Origin of the sequence: Clostridium sp. (assembly GCF_051656525.1) — a bacterium.
Lineage (GTDB): Bacteria > Bacillota > Clostridia > Clostridiales > Clostridiaceae > Clostridium.
Window position 1 is genome coordinate 1 of sequence record NZ_JBOGCC010000299.1, and the last position, 16,740, is coordinate 16,740.

Consider the following 16,740-nt stretch of genomic DNA (forward strand, 5'->3'; position numbering starts at 1 on the left):
ACAACATTAGAACTGCTGATTGGTTTGTAGTTAAGTCTATTGAAGATATAAACTATGATAAAATCGAAGAATATGGTTACCCAGTTATGGTTAAACCAGTAAGTGGTGGAGGAAGTGTTGCTACTTTCATCGTTAAGAAGAAAGAAGATGTTGAAGAAGCTGTTAGAGAAGGACTTCTTTGGGATGAAGAAATAATGATAGAGAAATTTATACCTGGTGCAACTGAGATTACTTGTCCTGTTGTTGATGGTAAAATGTTACCTGTTATTCAAATCGATCCTAAAGGTGAATTCTTCGATTATCAATCAAAGTATACTGCTGAAGGTTCAGACAGATATACAGTAGAACTTCCTAAAGAATTACATGAAGAAGTTGAAAAAATGGCTGTTGCAACTTATTATGCATTAAAAACTAGTGTTTATACTAGAGTTGATATGTTAGTTAAAGATGGTGTTCCTTATGTATTAGAAGTAAATACATTACCAGGAATGACTAAAAACTCACTATATCCTGTAAGTTTAAAAACTGCTGGAATTGAAGTTTCAGATTTCTTAGATACTGTAATTGAAAAATCATTAGAAGTTAGAAGAAAAGTTGAAGCTTTAGATAATGCTAGAAATAACGGTGTTACTGTTAAAGAAAAATAGGAATTTTAAAAAGGTAGTCATATGACTACCTTTTTATCTATTTATAACCTTAAATTGTATTCCCTCTAAGATATCTAAAGCTTTATTATGCATTTCTTTATCAAAACTTGCACAAAGGCTTGCATCGATAATTATTTCACTATTAATATACGCATTTTGAAGCATTATAGCATTACTTATTACACACATATTTGTTACAATACCTACTATTTCAATTACATCAATATGTCCAAAATCTTTTTTTATTTCACATAAACTTTCCGGTGATATTCCAAACGCCTTTTTTTCTAAAAAAAATATGTTTTCTTTTTTTAAGCTTGAAAGCTTTCCATATAGTTTATGTCCTTCTGTTCCTTTAATACAATGAATTATATTAAAGCTCTTTCCTTCTCTAGTATTTAGATATTCACTATCATGAGTATCTAATGTACATAAAACTTTCTGCCCATCTAAAATATATTCATTTATTTTTTTGAAAATTCCCTCTTCCAATTCCTTAGCTTCTGAAAAGCCTGCACTTCCATCTACAAAATCTTTTTGATAATCAACCACAACTAATAACTTTTTCATTTTTACAACTCCCCTTTTTATTTTATTATATTTTATATTTATCCTCTATACAACATTACTCTTTATTCTTTATTAAAAATATAATTATAGCGCCTATAATTATCAACAAATATCCTAAAAATGCACCTTTACTTGGCATACTTCCCCAAATTAAATATCCAAGAATTGTTACAAATATTATACTTGAATAATTATAAATAGAAATCTCACTAGCTTTAGCATATTTGTATGCCTTTGTAACTGAAAACTGTGTTACTGTTGAAAATAATCCTGATAAAAGTAATATAGCTAGTTGCCCAGCTGTAGGCATTTTAAAATGAACTATCATTAGTGGAATTGAACTTATCATAGAAAAAAATGCATAAAAGAAGACAATAGTATTAGCTGATTCTTTTCCTCTAAGAACTCTTAAACAAGTAGCTACTCCAGCTGCTAAAAATGCAGATACTATAGCCATAAATGATGGTAGTAACTCATAACTATTTTTTGTTGGATTAACAACAAAAATTACTCCTATAAATGCTACTATAAAAGCCACAATATGAATTTTCTTTATTTTTTCTTTTAAGAATATACTTGCAAATATTATAGTTATTATAGGACTTAATTTTGTTAATACAGTTGCATTTGCAATAATCATATGAGATAAAGAATAATAGCTAGTCCAAATAGCTAGCGTCCCACAAGTTGCTCTTAATATTAATAATTTTCTATTTCCTTTTTTCCCAAATACTTCATCATTTGCTTTTTTCAATACATAAAAGGCTATTATTATTGTACACACATTCCTTAAAAAGCTTTTTTCATATACTGGAATATTTCCACCAAGTTTTATTAGTGTTAAAGTTATTGCACCAAATAAACTTGATATCAAAATTAATAATATCCCCTTATCTTTGTTACTCATCTCTTTCCTCCTAAATGTCTATTCTAAATATTATAATCTTTATAAGTAGCTTTTATAAAAACAGATTGTTAACTTTTTAAAACAAAAAAGTACATAATCTATTTAAAGATTATATACTTTTCTCATCTAATTTCTTAGAATAATAAATGTTAAGTAGATAGCATAAAATCCAATTAAGAGTATTCCTTCTCCTCTACTTAATTTTTTAATTTTCTTATCTTTATTCATAAAGAATAGTACACCTATTACAAGAGTACTAACTAATAAAAATATCATATCAAACCTTAATATACCAGATACTTCTATTGGATTTATAGATGAAGATACACCAAGGATTAGTAATATATTAAAGATATTAGAACCGAGTACATTCCCAATTGCAATTTCTGTTTCACCCTTTAATGTTGCTACTATTGACGTTACAAGCTCTGGAAGTGATGTTCCCATAGCAACAATAGTTAATCCTACTAAATTTTCACTCATTCCTAATAATAATGCTATTTTACTTGCTCCCTCTACAACAAATTCTCCTCCTATAACTATTCCTAGTATCCCCATTATAATTTTAAAAAGATTTATACCTATTTTTACATTTCTAGCTTCTTTCTCTTTCCCGCTATCCTTCATTGCACTTCTAATTAATAAAATTGTATACATAGCACATAATGTTATTAATATAATTCCATTTACTCTATTTAAAATTCCATCATTAAAATTTATAATGTTGCTATATATCATAAAATATAGCACAAAAACTATACTTAAATTAAATAAAAAATCTTTTTTTATTAAATCTTTTTTTATAATTATAGGCATAGCTAATGTTGTTCCACCTAATACTATTAATGTATTAAAAATATTTGATCCTAATATATTTCCTATTGCTATGCCATTGTTTCCACCTATAGCTGATATAGTACTTACTGCAAGCTCCGGTGCACTAGTTCCAATAGATATTATAGTCAAACCAACTATAACAGATGGAATTCCTAGCTTTTTAGCAATATTTGCTGCACCATCTACAAATATATCTGCTCCCTTTATTAATGCCATAAACCCAACTACTAGCATCAACCCACTTATAAATTCTCTCATACTTCCCCCAAAGTTTTAAAGATTTATTTCACAAAATTATTTATTGTTTTGATCATTCTCTTTAGATTCTCTTGCTCTACTGCACCTTCATCTATTCCTAAACAGTTCCTTGCATAATTTTCAATTATAAGTCCACCAACATTATTAATAGCAGACCTTACAGCTGAAATTTGAACTAAAACATCTCCACAACAAGTATTTTTTTCCATCATTCCTTGGATTCCTTTTACTTGCCCTTCAATCCTTTTTAATCTATTCATTATATCTTTTCTTAAAGCCTCATTTTCTGCTATATATATTTCTAAACTTTTTTCATCCATTTAACTTCACTCCTTCTTTAATTCTCTCATTTACTTTTATTTTAGCAATCGTCACTTCATACATGTCTTTATATATAAGTTTTTCATCTATTTCATTTGTTTTATTTAAATAATCACTTAAATTAAGATTTTCACCATTTAATTTATTATAAACTAGCTCTTTAATAGCTTCCATCCTAACTTGACCATTTACCCTTAACGTTATGTCATAATACTCACTTAAGTTAAATATATTTTGTATACAATTTATTATTATTCTTTCATTCTCTATTAAATACATAATATTTTTATTTTCTGCTAATGTATTATTTAAAATTATTTTATTCTCAAGTCCTCTTGCTTGAAGAATCAAATTTTTTATTTTATTTCTTTCAAGTTTATTTTCATAAATATTAAATATATTTAGAAATGCTTTATTACAACAGAAAATATATTTATCTAAAAGCACTTTTGTTTCTTTTTTAAAATTATATGGGAAAATAAATTTATTTCCTAATATTACAACTATACTTCCAATTATAATAAAAAGTATTCGCCATTCAGTTGCATCAGTTGTATTTAATGTATTCAATGTTGCAAGTCCTAAAAACATAATAGTTATCATCATTACATTTTTCATATAAGTTTTAAAATGTATGTACAGATATACAGCTGCTAATATTACTATAACTCTCTCAACTTCACTTACTAAAATTAAAGATAATCCATAATAAATAAATGCTCCAATTAAAGTTCCAAGAATCCTCTCCTTAGCTCTATTTTTAACAGTTTCATTATAAGGCTGTGATACAGATGCTATGGTAAATATAATCCATTTTCCATAGTCTATATGATATCTTTGTATTATAAAATAAATTACTGATATAAGGACCGCTGTTCTAAAAGAAAATATAAATCTTACTGAATTAATATTGAAATCCTCTTTTATAATCATTATGCTTTCTTTTATATCAATCCAATTAACTTTTTTCTTAACTCTTAAATTTTCTCTTTCCATTTTATAAAATTCAACAATTAAATTTTTAAAAGTTTCCACCGTTACTGCCAATTCAAAAATATATATATTTTCTTTATTTTTATATACTTTTAAATACTTTCTTAAGCTAAGTTCTAATTCCTCTTCTTTTAATTCATTATATATAAATTTTCGTATATCTTTTAAAATGTTTAAAAGTTCTTTTCTTAAGTTTTCATCTTCTAGTATCTTATATTTTATATCCTTATTTATAATCTCACTATTTATTTTTTCTAATTTATCAAGAACTGCTATTAAATTTAATTCTAAATTTTCTTTATAATTTAAATAAAAATTATTACCTCTATATTCAAGTAATTCTCTGCTCCAAGCAGCATTCACTTCTCTAAATTTCTCTAAATTTTTAGTATTATTCGTTGCATCAGGATCTCCTACATATCTTATTAAAAAATCTAAACTTCTTTTTAAAGAGCTCATTTTAGTTCTATAAATAATTTTAGTATAAATAATTTGATATAAAACTGCTATTATTCCAACTATAATTAGTCCTATAACTCTATATAATAAAGCCTTTCCTGTAACATTACTACTTAAAAGTAATGTATATCCGAATAAAAATGGATAATATATTGATTTATTTAAATTATAAACTACAGCATACAAAAGTATAAATATTCCAATGAAATTAATAAATAAACCAACATTATTATTAAAGTTTACTAAAAACGGAAGTATGCCTATTAATGCCATTAAACATATAACTTTTAAAATACTTTTTATTGGACGTGTAGAAAAGTTTTTATTAAGTATTCCAACTAATAAAAATACTGCATTAGCACCTACCATTAAGTTATCTCTTCCTAAAAAGTGTATAGAACCATAAATAAATATTAATGATAATAAAAATATTCCACCATTTCTTAAAATTAATTCTTTTTTCATTTGTATCAAATAGAAGATTCTATAATAATCTTCTTCCTTCCTCTTCACGACAAGTTACTTTTATATAATCACAATATTCTAAAATTGCAATTAAATATTTTCTAGGAACATCTATTATTTCTTTTAATGATTTTAAATCTATATACTTATGTTCACTTAAATACCCTTTTACTATATTTAATGCCTTATTTAAGTATTCTTTGCTATAAACTACATCTTCAGATAATAATATAAGCTCCCCTTTATCTATAAGATAATCAATTATCTCTTTCATTTCTAATTTATCATTTCCACTTTCTAATTCTAAAACTTCCTTTAACCTCTTTGTTTTAAATCCATCTTTTAAATATATCTCATTTATTTTTTGGATTATTTGCTTTTGTTTTAATGTAAATTTAACTTTATAACCCTTTAATTTTATATTTTCCTTTTCTATGTCTATAACATTTTTTTCCTCTAATATTTTAAATATCTCTTCAAGATATATTTTTTTAATTTTTTCTTTAAATAATTTTGATTTAACTTCTTCTTTTTTCATAGTCTCTTTTAATGGATTTACTTTATAAAATTCTTTGAAAATCTTCTCTATTTTTACTTCCTTTTCTTTTAAGAATAAATTACTACAATATTCATCTACGATTTGCATTCCTAATTTTTTAGATATTATTTTTTCTAGAGTTTTTTCTATTTCATTACTCTCTTTATTTAATTTATTTGAAATCTCTAATTTTGAAAGTAATCTATCTTCCTCTCTTAATACTCCTATAATAGTATCTTCTAAATTACCCTTTTCAAAAAGCTTTAATTCATTTATATAGTCTTCTTTAAATCTTTTTGCCTTCTTAGGATTTTCATTTAAAATTATTCCTCCACCAATTGTTTCTATTGGTGAGTAACTTCTAACTACTATTTTGTCATTTCTTCTCGCAGAAAGTTCATCTTCTAATCTAATTTGACAATATGCACTTTCCCCATTTTTTAAAAACTCTTTATCTAAAATTACAATTCTTCCAAGAATCTCTTTAGTCCCATGATGAATTCTAACTCTAGTTCTATTCTCTAACTTTTCTTTCTTAGATGAAAAATATTCAAGCTTTACATCAATCATAAAGCTTTTAATTTCTTTATCCTCTTCTCCTAGAATATCTCCCTTTTCTATATCACTAACTTGAATATTATTTAAATTTATAGCTGTACGTTCTCCTGCATAAGCTTCTTCAACATCTTTTCCATGTACCTGTATTCCACGAACTTTACATTTTATTTCTTTAGGATATAATTCAAGTAAATCCCCAATCTTTACTTTTCCACCAATTATAGTTCCTGTGACTACTGTTCCAAAACCTGAAACAGTAAATATTCTATCAACAGGAAGTCTAAATAAGCTTTCACTATCCTTCTCTTCTATTTCATTTATCACTTCTTCAATTTTCTCTTTTAATAAATCTACACCTTGATTTGTTTTCTTAGAAAATTCTATAATTGGTGCATTTTCAAGAAAAGAACCTAATGTAAAATCTTTAATCTCCTCTTTTATAAAAGAAATCCATTCTTTATCAACTAAATCACATTTAGTTAAAACTATAATCCCTCTTTTTATTCCTAAAATTTTTAATATATTAAAATGCTCTTTTGTTTGTGGCATTATTCCATCGTCTGCACTTATTACAAAAAGCACCATATCAATTGATGAAGCTCCTGAAACCATATTTTTTATAAATTTTTCATGACCTGGAACATCAATTATTCCTGCAATAATCCCATTGTTTAACTTTAAATTTGTATATCCATTATTTATAGTTATTCCTCTAAGCTTCTCTTCTTTTAAACTATCTGTATCTACTCCTGTTAAACTTTTTATTAAAGATGTTTTTCCATGATCTATATGTCCTGATGTTCCTATTACTATATGTTTCATTAATAAAGCCTTCTTTCTATAACTTTTTAACTGCCTCTTCTATTATATCTATATCCTCTTGTCTCAGTGTTCTTAAGCTTAATCTGTATTTATCATTCTTAACCCTTCCAATAATAGGATATTTATTTTTTCTAAAAATCTTATCTATTTCATTTGCACTTCTAGTTTCACTTTCAAATTCTATGCTTCTTCCCTCTAATACATATGTTGGAAGTGTTCCTCCACCTACGTAGTCTTCATCTTTAATTAACTCTATTTTTAATTTTGATGAACTATTTTTTAATCTATTTATAACTTCTTTTCCTATATGTTCAAGCTCTAAATTATCTTTATCTATCATATTTAAAGTTGGTATATTTTTATATGCTTTTTCCTCATTTAAATAATCTATTAAAGTTCCTTCAAGGGCTGCAAGTGTAAATTTATCAACTCTTAAAGCTCTTAATAACTGATTTTTTTTAAGCCTTTCAATATATTCTTTTTTTCCTACTATTATTCCCGCTTGTGGTCCTCCTAAAAGCTTATCTCCTGAAAATGTAACTATATCTATTCCATCTTCAACAACACTTCTTACTGTTTTTTCTGAAATCTTAAATCTTTCTAAATTTACTAATGCTCCACTCCCTAAATCCTCAATAGTTGGAATATTATATTTTTCTCCAAGCTTTGAAATTTCTTTTGAAGATACTTCACTTGTATATCCAATAATTTTAAAATTTGAACTATGTACTTTTACTAGTGCTCCTGTTTCTTCTGATATAGCATTTTCATAATCACTTAAATGAGTTCTATTAGTAGTTCCAACTTCTTTAAGTTTTGAGCCTGACATCTCCATTACATCTGGAATTCTAAAAGAACCACCAATTTCTACAAGCTCTCCTCTAGATACTATACTCTCTTTTCCTCTTGCCATTTCTCCTAAAACTAAAAGAACTGCTGCTGCATTATTATTAACAACTAAAGCACCTTCTGCACCTGTTAAATGAACTAAAAGTTTTTCTATATGGTTATATCTTGAGCCACGTTTTCCTAAATTTATGTCATACTCTAAATTATTATAACTAGTACTTACTTTAATAATATTTTGTATTGCTTTTTCACTTAATAAAGAACGTCCTAAATTTGTATGTATAATAACTCCTGTTCCATTCACCACACTACAAAGGCTTCCTGTATAATTTTTCTTTAAAATTTTATTTAATCTACTTAAAACCTCTCCTATAGTTATAATATTATGTACGTTGCCATTTAAGATTTCACTTCTACACTCTTCAATAATCTTTCGTAACTCTTTAACTATGTTTTCTCTACCGAAACTCTCTATGTTCTTTTTTATACTATTTTCTTCTAAAAGTTTATCCATTTTAGGCAAACTTCTTAATAATTCTTTCTTCATAAGAACTCCTCTTTCTATATAATTTTCTTTCTAAATTATATCACAAAAAATGAGAACTATTCTTTTAAAATAGCCCTCATTACTTTATTTTATTTCTTGTTCAAATTTAAAGAAATTTTCCTTATCATACTTCTCTTTTATAGCTTTTAATTTATATTTATATTCTCCAAAATACTCTTCCATATAATTATCTAATTCCTTTAATGGAAAGCTTACAAAAGATCCTTTAGTCAATCTTCTTATAATTTCAAAGTTTTTTACTACAAACTCTTTATTTTCCTCAGAAAATATATCTTCTTCCCAAACTGATTGAAATCCTATTATTCCTTTAGAATTTCTATAATAAAAAGAATCTTCTCCATTTTTATTATATGTAGCTTTACCTAATCCATATAAAGAAATTGCAGTGTAAACTGATCCTTTACTAGGGCTTTTTAATATATTAAGTATTTCTAAGATTTCATTATATTTATATTCATCCTTAGTGAACCTTCCTGTCGACTTATATTTCTCATAATCAGGATGAGCATCTTGTATCCATCTATTTATATTTAAAATAGACATTTCTTTAGATCTATTATCAAATTCATTTAAATTAATAATTTTTTCTAATTCTTTATTTAATTCATTTAGCTTTCCATAAAAAACACCTATTATTTTTATACCCAATCCTTTATTTCTATCATTATAAAAAGCAACTTTCATATTTAATCTTTCATCTAATAAATTAATCTTCCTATCCCACTTTAAAAATATCTGTGCCATATATTCAACTTTAATATTATTTTTTTCTAATAAAACTAAAGTTCCATCTTTCTCTTTTTTAGGAAGATTAAACTTTAACTTTGTAACAATTCCAAAATTTCCTCCACCAGAACCTTTTAAAGCATAAAATAATTCACTATTTTCCTCTTCGCTAGCTACTAATATTTCACCTTTTGAATTCATTAACTCTATAGAAATTAAGCTGTCAATTCCAAGTCCTAAGTGTCGTGCTGAATATCCCCAACCACCACCTAATGTATATGCACTAACTCCAACTGTTGGGCATCCTCCACCAGGAAAAGGAATATCATACTTTCCTACAGCTTCATATAATTTTCTGTTTCTAACGCCACCTTCAATAGTAACTGTATTTTCATTTAAATTTATATCTATCTTATTCATTTTACTTACATCAATTATAAATATATCATCTCCTGTAGAAAATCCTTCATAATGATGTGTTCCTGATCGTATTCTAAATGGTAGATTATAAGTTTTTATTAAATATAGCGCTTCTTTAAGCTCCTTTGTATTTGTGCAATATGCAATTGCTAAAGGCTTTTTATCTATTGCTCTATTAAAGCACATTCTTTTCTCATTATAATCTCTATTATCTTTTAATATTAATTCACCTGAAAAGGAAGAAAAATCATAATTTTTCATTAAAACATCCCTCTTTCTTATATTAAATTCAAACTTTTTCTAAAATCTTTATTATGTTCTAAGTCTTTATTTATTGCTTGAATTATATTTATAATATCCTGACTAGTTATATTTTCTTCTATTTTTTTTATAAATCCAATTAAATATCCCTCTACTATTAAGTATATTTCTATTAATTCATCTATGCTACTTTCTAAATTAAATCCCTTATTAAATGGAATTACCTCTTTAAATATATGATTGACTAAATAATTTTCTAAAATATAATCGTATTGTTTTAAAATTTCTCTATCATTAATATCTTTTAAAATATTTTTAGATTCTAAAAGTTGCTTAAATCTAATTCCTCTAATAGTTTTTATAATTTCTTTTGAAAATATATTGTTTTGAATACTTTTATTATCTTCAGTAATATTTATTTCACTTAAAACTTTTTCCATATCTATATTTTCTAAAAATTCATCTATATAAAAATCTTCTGTTTCATTTTCTTTTAATATGTACTTATAAATATATTTTAATATATTTAATCTTTCAAAAATAGTAAACTTTCTTTCTTGCATTACATTTATAGTAAATATTCTAATATTCCAAAAATATTCTAATATATTTCCAGTATCTAAAAATGCCTCTGTATCTAAAATTCTACCTATTCTGACTGTATCTACATCAAGATCTTCTTCCCATTCTACAAACTCCATCTTTTCTTTACTTAAAAATGCTTTTTGGCAAACTTCTATACATGAAGATGTTCCACTCTTCTCATATATACCATCAATTATATTGTATATTCTAGGATATCTTCTACACGTTATACTTAAATTTTCATCATTAGTTTTCCCATGTATTTCACACAACAAATTTTCATCTAAAAATGGACATTTATTGTCTTCTACATTCATATATCCATAAGTTAAATCATCATCATGTGCAACACTTTCTACAAACTTACCTTTTACAACATCTTTTAATCTCCCATCACTATTTTTATACTTAAAAAATGTTTCTTTATCTAAGTTTATTTCCCACCCTGCACAACAAGTGTCTATACATTTTGATGCTATGCACTTAAAACTCTTCATATATTTGGGCATAAAAAAGTCTACTTTCATTTTCTACTCCTTATTATTAACTTTTATATTTAAAAAAGATAGCTATATGTAGCTATCTCTCAATTTAAATCAATTTTGAATTTTCAAAAGCTATTCCTTCAATCAACATTTTACCTGTTTCACTATTAGTTGCAACTGGTAATTTATATACATCACATAATCTTAAAAGTGCACTTATATCTGGTTCATGAGGTTGCGCTGTTAAAGGATCCCTGAAGAATATAATCATATCTATTTCACCTTCTGGAATTAATGCACCAATTTGTTGATCTCCTCCAAAAGGTCCACTCTTATATCGTTTTATCTTTAAATTTGTATTCTCCATAACTAATCCACCTGTTGTTCCTGTCGCTACTAAATCTAATTTTGATAAAACACCTTCATACTTTTTAGCAAACTCTATCATTTCTGATTTTTTCCTATCATGAGCAATTAATGCTACTTTCATAGAAGTCACTTCCTTTTAATTTATGATATCTTTATTATAACATATAATATTTTATCCTACTATGTCTAAAACTAAACGTTCTAGTCCAAGCTCTAAAAGATTGTCTAAAACAGTCAGATTCTTTTTAAATTTATTAGCCCCACTTAAGGTTGGTTCTACATTAAATCTCCCACATAATTCTAAATATTGTCGTAATATTTTTATTGTCATCCAAAACCCTCCTATTATTCTTATATATTCTATTTATTTGTTCTCTTCAAAACAATATTTTTACTTTCTATACAAATATCTTATAACTTATGGTATTTTTTGTAAATATATACTGTAAAAAAATATAGAACTTTCGTTTTACAGCATATGACTTAATTTTATAAAATATTTTCTTTATTCTTCTTTTTCTAGATATTCTTCTTTTTATTTTATATTATTCTACATAAAATATATTTTTTTGATATTTTTATTTTTTAATAATTATTTACGATGATTTTATTTAAAATGTTTACAGCTTATAAATTTTTACTTGAAATATTTAAAATGCAAAAAAGAGCTAACTTAAAGTTAACTCTTATATATACCATAATGGAAAATATTTAACTAATATAATATGTACGACTATTAAAATTAATAACGCTATTCCTAAACCTTTATGACTCTTAATTCCCTTATTGAATATTCTTAATATTCCTGATACTACCATAATTAACAAAACTATTCCTGCAAGTGCTCCAAAAATATATCCTAATGTCCATTTAAATCCTAAACTTATAAAAATATAGACATGAAATGAAATCACTGCTACCGCAATCATTCCTAAAGGAATATGTATTTTTTGTAGTATCTTTGTAAAAAACTTTAATACTGCATCTATTAATTCATCCATATTTAAATATTTTATTACTCTTCTAAATAAAAACATACAAAATGCAGCTCCCACAATTACTGCTCCTGCAATTCCAATATCTGCTGCATATGCATATTCTCTTATATATCCAAAATTACTAAAAAAACCTGTTATTATAGAAATAACTACTCCAATTAAAGCTATAATAACTACTATTAAACTTACTAAAAATAATCGTAGATTTCTTTTTTGAAACTTATTCAATTTAATCACTCCTAATATTCAACCTATTTTTCATAAGATTACTTTACTAGGGTACTTTATTAAAATATATTTTTTATGGGAACTTTATGTGATTTTTATGTGATTTTCAAATTTTATATAAAATCTAACTCCCCTATCTTCATTTTCAACATAAATATTTCCTTTATAATAATCTATTATTCTTTTTGTAATATATAGTCCTAATCCAAAATTTCCTGATTTCCCTTTATAAAGATTATTAAAAATATTATTTAAATCAGTTTCTTTTATATTTTCTCCATCATTAAAAATTTCTATTACAATAGTTTCATTTAGTTTATATAATTTAATTTCTATTTCTTTCCTTACATATCTTAAGGCATTTTCTATTATATTTTCTATTGCTGTCACTATTTTTTCTTCATTTGCATAAATATAAGCTTTTTCCTCTAATGAAACCTTCCATTGTATCTCCTTATTTATAAATCTAAATTTATAATATATTTCATCTAACAAATACTCTAAATCTATTTCTTTTGTTTCCTTATCATTTAAAAGCATATAATCTAAAGTATTTAAATATAATATTTGTTTTATCTTTTTCTCTAAAATTTGTGATTCTTTTTTTATTATTTTTGCTGTATCTTCTACACTTCCTATATACATTCCATCTATTAATGCTTCAGCATGACTTTGAATTATCATAACTGGCGTTTTTAAATCATGTGACATACTTTGAAAAAACACCTTTTCTTCTTTATCAACTTTTTCTAATTCAATTCTCATATTATTCATAGAGTTAATCAAACTCCCAATTTCATCATTACTTTTTACTTCTAAAGGTTCTGTCCATTCTTTTTTAGAAACTTTTTTTGCATATACTTCTATACTTTTTAAATATTTAGTTATATAACTTGCTAAAAATTTTGCAAGAAAAAAGCTAATAATTATAAATAATATTCCAATTGCAATAATAATATATATAGCTTCATGAGTATAAATTCCTTCTGTATAAGTTACAATATACTCCTCTTTATTTTTACTATTTACCACATTACTTATTACAAAAACATATCCTTTTTTTGAATCTCCAAATTTATGTCTTTCTACAAAAACTTTATTTTTATAAGACACTTCTTTAGCGTAAGATGCCATCCATATTTCAGCATCATTTGCAATATCTCGTATTTTACTATTGAAATATTTTATATCATCACTATCATAGTTTCCATCTAAATTAACTATTTTACTTTTCCCATCTTCTTTTACTACTATAAAGCTTTCTATTCCTATTCCTTTATAAACTAATGCATATTTATTATCAAAAGTATCCCCTTCAATTTCTTTAATTATATTATCTTGTGTATTTATAAGATATCTAACATTATTCTCTAATTGAAATCTTCTAAAAACAACTGCATATAAAACTGTTAGTATTAGTATTATTCCAATTACAGAAAGAGTAAATGTAATCCAAATCCTCATATATAATGATTTTATTTTAAATAACTTCATAACTAATTTCCTAAACTAAGCTTATATCCATAGCCATATACTGTAGCTATATTTAACTCATAAAGCTTTTTTCTAAGCCTTCTTATTGTATCATCTACAACTCTATCAGATCCAAAATAATCATCTCCCCACACCTTACTTAAAATTTGCTCTCTAGATAAAACAACATTAATGTTTTCAGCAAAATATATTAATAATTCATATTCCTTATTTGTAAGAGGAATTTCTAAAGAATCTTTATACACACTTCTTTCTAATTTTTTTATTATATAATTATTTAAAACCAGTACCTCTGTCTTTTTTTCATCTCTTTTTAAAATTCTATTTACTCGTATAACTAGTTCTCTTGGAAGAAATGGTTTTGATATGTAGTCTTCACCTCCAAGTTCTAATCCAAGAACTCTATCAAGCTCTTTATTTCTTGCAGACATAAATAATACTTTTGCTTCTTCATTTACCTTTTTAATTTCTTTTATTAAAAAATATCCATCCACATCTGGAAGCATAACATCTAGTATCCATAAATCTGGCATATCATTTACTTTTTCTAAAGCCTTCATCCCTAAATCAAATATAGTTACTTCATATCCTTCAACGGTTAAATATTTCTCTAATAATAAGCTTAAATTTCTTTCATCTTCTACTAAATAAATCTTTTTTTTCATTTAGCCTCCTCCTTAGTTTTAAATACTTTTATTATAGCAAATCCTCTCATTTTAATTTCATTATTTTTTTTAATTAAAGTTTTTTTTATTTTATATTTATTAATATTTAACCATCTTTTCTTTTTATTTATTCTATTTTTTCATAGTATATCCATATTAAATCTCCTTTTCTTTATGCGAAATATATTTTTATCAAATCACATTTTTATTCGTTGTTTGACATACTTTATATTAATATTCTATAATTACTTTCGTAATGTTCATATAATTCTAGTAATTGGTCTAGAAGTTTCTACCAGACACCGTAATGTCTTGGCTATGAGTTATTTGCAATTTTTTAGAATCTAATAATTCTTTATAAATTTCAAATTTCTCAAAATCTATACTAAAGATTGTGAGGGATACTTTAAATGAAATTATCATTAACCAAATTATTTTCTTATAAAAATGAGAAAATCGATGTCAAAAGAGAAGTTCGAGCTGGAGTAACAACATTTTTAGCAATGTCTTATATTATAGCTGTTAACCCATTAGTTCTTCATAGTACAGGGATGCCTTTAGCACCACTTGTTACTACTACTTGTCTATCAGCTATTATTGCTACTTTCTTAATGGCTTTTTATGCTAAATTACCATTTGCTTTAGCCTCTGGTATGGGACTTAATACGTTCTTTGCTTATACAGTTTGTCGTGAATACAAAATTCCATGGCAAATAGCCTTGACTGCTGTTTTTGTAGAAGGAGTAATATTTGTGATATTATCTTTGACTAATGTTCGTGAATCTGTTGCTCATTCTATACCACACAGCTTAAAAATTTCTATAACTGCTGGTATTGGCTTATTTATTGCCTTTATTGGGCTTCAAAATGCTAATATTATAATTGCAAACAAATCAAACTTAGTAGGTCTTGGAAAATTTTCCTCGCCACCTGTTCTTATTGCATTTCTAGGATTAATTATTATAACTGTTTTAGAGAAAAAAAGAATTAAAGGTTCAATTTTAGTAGGTATTATAGTTTGTACTGCAGTTGCTTGGATATATGCTTTAATAGATCCAAGTGGTGCAAAGGCATACTCTATCTCTTTACCTACTGGTATTATTGCTTTTGCTTCTCCTATGCCTATAGTAGGTAAATTAGATTTTTCTTTTATACACTCAACTAAAGCTCTTCTTTCTTTTATAGGAATTACTTTTACATTCCTTTTCGTTGACTTTTTTGGTACTGTAGGTTCTGTTTTAGGACTTGCAACTAAAGCAGGTTTAGTTGAAAAAGATGGTAAGTTTCCTAGAATAGGTAAAGCTTTATTAGTAGATGCTGTAGGTACCACTTCTGGTGCTCTTTTAGGAACATCTGCAATTTCAACCTTTATAGAAAGTAGTACTGGTATTGCAGAAGGTGGAAAAACAGGATTAACAGCTTTTGTTGTAGGATGCCTTTTTACAGTTTCCTTATTTTTCTCACCACTTTTTGTAGCTATTCCATCATGTGCTACTGCTCCAGCACTTATCTATGTTGGATATCTAATGCTTAGTATTATTACTTCTTTAGATTTTACAAATATAACTGAAGCAATTCCTGCTTTTATAACAATTATTTTAATGCCACTTTCATATTCAATTGGTGATGGTATTATTTATGGAATTTTATCTTACGTTATAATTAATTTTATAGTTAATATTTCTAGCAAAAAAATAAATCGAGTCCCTATCAATCC

At 25.5% G+C, this 16,740-nt stretch carries 16 protein-coding genes and 1 riboswitch; of the genes, 2 read left to right on the forward strand and 14 right to left on the reverse strand.

The annotated features are described in order from the left end of the window. Positions 1-647 (forward strand): ATP-grasp domain-containing protein (locus ACRDDY_RS15015; protein WP_438565751.1); only part of this gene is annotated, 647 nt, incomplete at its 5' end. 33 nt (positions 648-680) lie between these two features. Here the strand turns inward: ACRDDY_RS15015 and ACRDDY_RS15020 are convergent. The 14 genes from ACRDDY_RS15020 to ACRDDY_RS15085 all read right to left on the reverse strand — a co-directional run bounded on the left by ACRDDY_RS15020 (position 681) and on the right by ACRDDY_RS15085 (position 15,023). After that, positions 681-1,217 (reverse strand): cysteine hydrolase family protein, encoded by a 537-nt coding sequence (locus tag ACRDDY_RS15020; protein ID WP_438565752.1) that lies wholly within the window; start codon positions 1,215-1,217, stop codon positions 681-683. A gap of 55 nt (positions 1,218-1,272) precedes the next feature. Next, positions 1,273-2,124, reverse strand: coding sequence for a DMT family transporter (locus ACRDDY_RS15025; protein WP_438565753.1), 852 nt, complete (start codon positions 2,122-2,124; stop codon positions 1,273-1,275). 126 nt (positions 2,125-2,250) lie between these two features. Next, the gene (locus ACRDDY_RS15030; RefSeq protein WP_438565766.1) at positions 2,251-3,207 is read right to left on the reverse strand and encodes a calcium/sodium antiporter; all 957 of its coding nucleotides are present in this window, start codon (positions 3,205-3,207) and stop codon (positions 2,251-2,253) included. 35 nt (positions 3,208-3,242) lie between these two features. Beyond that, on the reverse strand, positions 3,243-3,539 hold the full coding sequence (locus tag ACRDDY_RS15035; RefSeq protein ID WP_438565754.1) for a metal-sensitive transcriptional regulator: 297 nt from the start codon (positions 3,537-3,539) through the stop codon (positions 3,243-3,245). Then, positions 3,532-5,505, reverse strand: a complete 1,974-nt coding sequence (locus ACRDDY_RS15040) for an FUSC family protein (protein WP_438565755.1) — start codon at positions 5,503-5,505, stop codon at positions 3,532-3,534. The genes ACRDDY_RS15035 and ACRDDY_RS15040 overlap by 8 nt, the downstream gene beginning before the upstream one ends. Continuing rightward, positions 5,477-7,375, reverse strand: coding sequence for a selenocysteine-specific translation elongation factor (selB, locus tag ACRDDY_RS15045; RefSeq protein ID WP_438565756.1), 1,899 nt, complete (start codon positions 7,373-7,375; stop codon positions 5,477-5,479). The genes ACRDDY_RS15040 and selB overlap by 29 nt, the downstream gene beginning before the upstream one ends. Before the next feature lie 16 nt (positions 7,376-7,391). After that, entirely contained in the window at positions 7,392-8,771 is a 1,380-nt protein-coding gene (gene selA / locus ACRDDY_RS15050; RefSeq protein WP_438565757.1) for an L-seryl-tRNA(Sec) selenium transferase, read from the reverse strand. Between the two features lie 84 nt (positions 8,772-8,855). Beyond that, positions 8,856-10,199, reverse strand: coding sequence for an FAD-binding protein (locus tag ACRDDY_RS15055; protein WP_438565758.1), 1,344 nt, complete (start codon positions 10,197-10,199; stop codon positions 8,856-8,858). 17 nt (positions 10,200-10,216) lie between these two features. Next, entirely contained in the window at positions 10,217-11,311 is a 1,095-nt protein-coding gene (fliB, locus tag ACRDDY_RS15060) for a flagellin lysine-N-methylase (protein ID WP_438565759.1), read from the reverse strand. A gap of 64 nt (positions 11,312-11,375) precedes the next feature. Continuing rightward, positions 11,376-11,759, reverse strand: coding sequence for a methylglyoxal synthase (locus ACRDDY_RS15065; protein ID WP_438565760.1), 384 nt, complete (start codon positions 11,757-11,759; stop codon positions 11,376-11,378). Between the two features lie 51 nt (positions 11,760-11,810). Further along, the gene (locus ACRDDY_RS15070) at positions 11,811-11,969 is read right to left on the reverse strand and encodes a hypothetical protein (protein ID WP_438565761.1); all 159 of its coding nucleotides are present in this window, start codon (positions 11,967-11,969) and stop codon (positions 11,811-11,813) included. 355 nt (positions 11,970-12,324) lie between these two features. Continuing rightward, positions 12,325-12,864, reverse strand: a complete 540-nt coding sequence (locus ACRDDY_RS15075; RefSeq protein WP_438565762.1) for a hypothetical protein — start codon at positions 12,862-12,864, stop codon at positions 12,325-12,327. Positions 12,865-12,948: 84 nt separating this feature from the next. After that, positions 12,949-14,358 (reverse strand): HAMP domain-containing sensor histidine kinase, encoded by a 1,410-nt coding sequence (locus tag ACRDDY_RS15080; protein WP_438565763.1) that lies wholly within the window; start codon positions 14,356-14,358, stop codon positions 12,949-12,951. A 2-nt stretch (positions 14,359-14,360) separates the two neighbouring features. After that, positions 14,361-15,023 (reverse strand): response regulator transcription factor, encoded by a 663-nt coding sequence (locus ACRDDY_RS15085; RefSeq protein ID WP_438565764.1) that lies wholly within the window; start codon positions 15,021-15,023, stop codon positions 14,361-14,363. Between the two features lie 240 nt (positions 15,024-15,263). Continuing rightward, positions 15,264-15,362: riboswitch (purine riboswitch) on the forward strand. A 71-nt stretch (positions 15,363-15,433) separates the two neighbouring features. Here ACRDDY_RS15085 and ACRDDY_RS15090 point away from each other — a divergent pair. Continuing rightward, positions 15,434-16,740, forward strand: a 1,307-nt coding sequence (locus tag ACRDDY_RS15090) for an NCS2 family permease (protein WP_438565765.1), incomplete at its 3' end; no start/stop codon positions are given.